This is a genomic window from Micromonospora sp. AMSO31t (genome assembly GCF_008868175.1).
Taxonomy (GTDB): Bacteria; Actinomycetota; Actinomycetes; order Mycobacteriales; family Micromonosporaceae; genus Micromonospora.
On the sequence record NZ_WBKT01000300.1, the window covers coordinates 1 to 1430 of the forward strand.

3 protein-coding genes are annotated in these 1430 nt (G+C 75.5%); 1 reads left to right on the plus strand and 2 read right to left on the minus strand.

The annotated features are described in order from the left end of the window. Both F8274_RS32405 and F8274_RS32410 read right to left on the minus strand, forming a co-directional pair. A partial coding sequence (locus F8274_RS32405) for a glycoside hydrolase family 6 protein (RefSeq protein WP_255474595.1) occupies nucleotides 1-110 on the minus strand: 110 nt, incomplete at its 3' end. Then, nucleotides 56-334 carry a hypothetical protein gene (locus F8274_RS32410; protein ID WP_255474596.1) on the minus strand — a complete coding sequence of 93 codons (279 nt, stop codon included), beginning with the start codon at nucleotides 332-334 and terminating at the stop codon, nucleotides 56-58. The genes F8274_RS32405 and F8274_RS32410, both read right to left, overlap by 55 nt. A gap of 157 nt (nucleotides 335-491) precedes the next feature. Here F8274_RS32410 and F8274_RS30610 point away from each other — a divergent pair, with 157 nt between their 5' ends. After that, complete coding sequence (locus tag F8274_RS30610) at nucleotides 492-1427, plus strand: diacylglycerol kinase family protein (protein ID WP_151465872.1); 936 nt, start codon at nucleotides 492-494, stop codon at nucleotides 1425-1427. Nucleotides 1428-1430: the final 3 nt, after the last annotated feature.

Sequence of the window (1430 nt, forward strand, 5' to 3'; positions counted from 1 at the left end):
CGCAGGCCCAGCCCCCGGTCCGGCGGGTTGCACCAGGTCTGCGGGTCCGGCCAGGTCACCCCGGCCGGCGGGGTCCACGGCCCCTGCCCGTTGCGGCTCGTGTCGACCACGAAGTGGGCGAGTTGGCGGGAGGTCTCACCGCGTCGAGGACCGGGTTCAGCGTGTCGGTGAGCAGGTCGACGACGGCGGTCAGCGGAGCGGCGGGCGGGCGTTCGGCGGCGTGCGCGGCGGCGCCCGTGGCGGCCTCGTGCGCGCCCCAGGCCGCCGCGACCCCGCCGAGCAGCAGGCCGACGCGCAGCACCACCCGCGCCAGCCGTCCGCCGCGTCGAGTCATCCCGGGCATCCCTCCGACCGCCGGGCAGCGCCGGCGATCAACGCCCGTACTGTACCGAACGAGGTCGGCCGATCACAGCATTCTGCTGATCGGAATCGGGCGCGTCGCCGGGGCCGGCAGGCGTGGGAGAACCGGCGGCGGGGTACGAACGGTGGCCATGAGCACGAGCACCGCCGACCGCCCCGCCACCGGCACCGGCGCGCCGCCGGCCGGCGTCGTCGCGGTCGTCGCCCATCGGAAGAAGACCTTCGGCGGCGGCCTCGACGAGCTGCGCGCCGGCCTGGTCGCCGCCGGGGTGGGGCGGCTCCTCTGGTACGAGGTGCCCAAGAGCCGCAAGGCGCCGAAGAAGGTCCGCAAGGCGCTCGACAAGGGCGCCGAGCTGATCCTGGTCTGGGGCGGCGACGGCATGGTGCAGCGGTGCGCCGACACCCTCGCCGGATCGGACGTGCCCATGGGCATCCTGCCCGCCGGCACCGCCAACCTCTTCGCCACCAACCTCGGCATCCCCGCCGACCTGCCCGAGGCGCTCCGCACCGCCCTGCACGGCCGGCGGCGCGAGCTGGACCTGGGCCGCCTCAACGGGGAGCACTTCGCGGTGATGGCCGGCGCCGGGTTCGACGGCGACCTGATCCGCGACGCCGACCGCAAGCTCAAGGGCCGGTTCGGCCGGGTCGCGTACGTCTGGACCGGGCTGCGGCACGTCCGCGGTGAGTGCGTCCGGACGAGGATCACGGTCGACGGCGCCGACTGGTTCGACGGCGAGGCGAGCTGCGTGCTGTTCGGCAACGTCGGCACGATCACCGGCGGCATCCCCGCCTTCGACGACGCCCGGCCCGACGACGGCGCGCTGGAGATCGGCGTCTCCACGGCCAGCGGCGCGGTGGACTGGGCCCGCACGCTGGGCCGGATGGCCGCGGGCCGGTCCGACGAGTCCCCGTTCGTGCGGATCACCCGCGGGCGGAAGGTGCGTGTCCGGTTCGCCGAGCCGAAGACGTACGAGCTGGACGGGGGCGCGCGGGGCACCGCGAAGCGGCTGAAGGTCAAGGTGGTGCCGGGAGCGCTGACCGTCTGCTGCCCCGATCCGCCGGCCTGACCC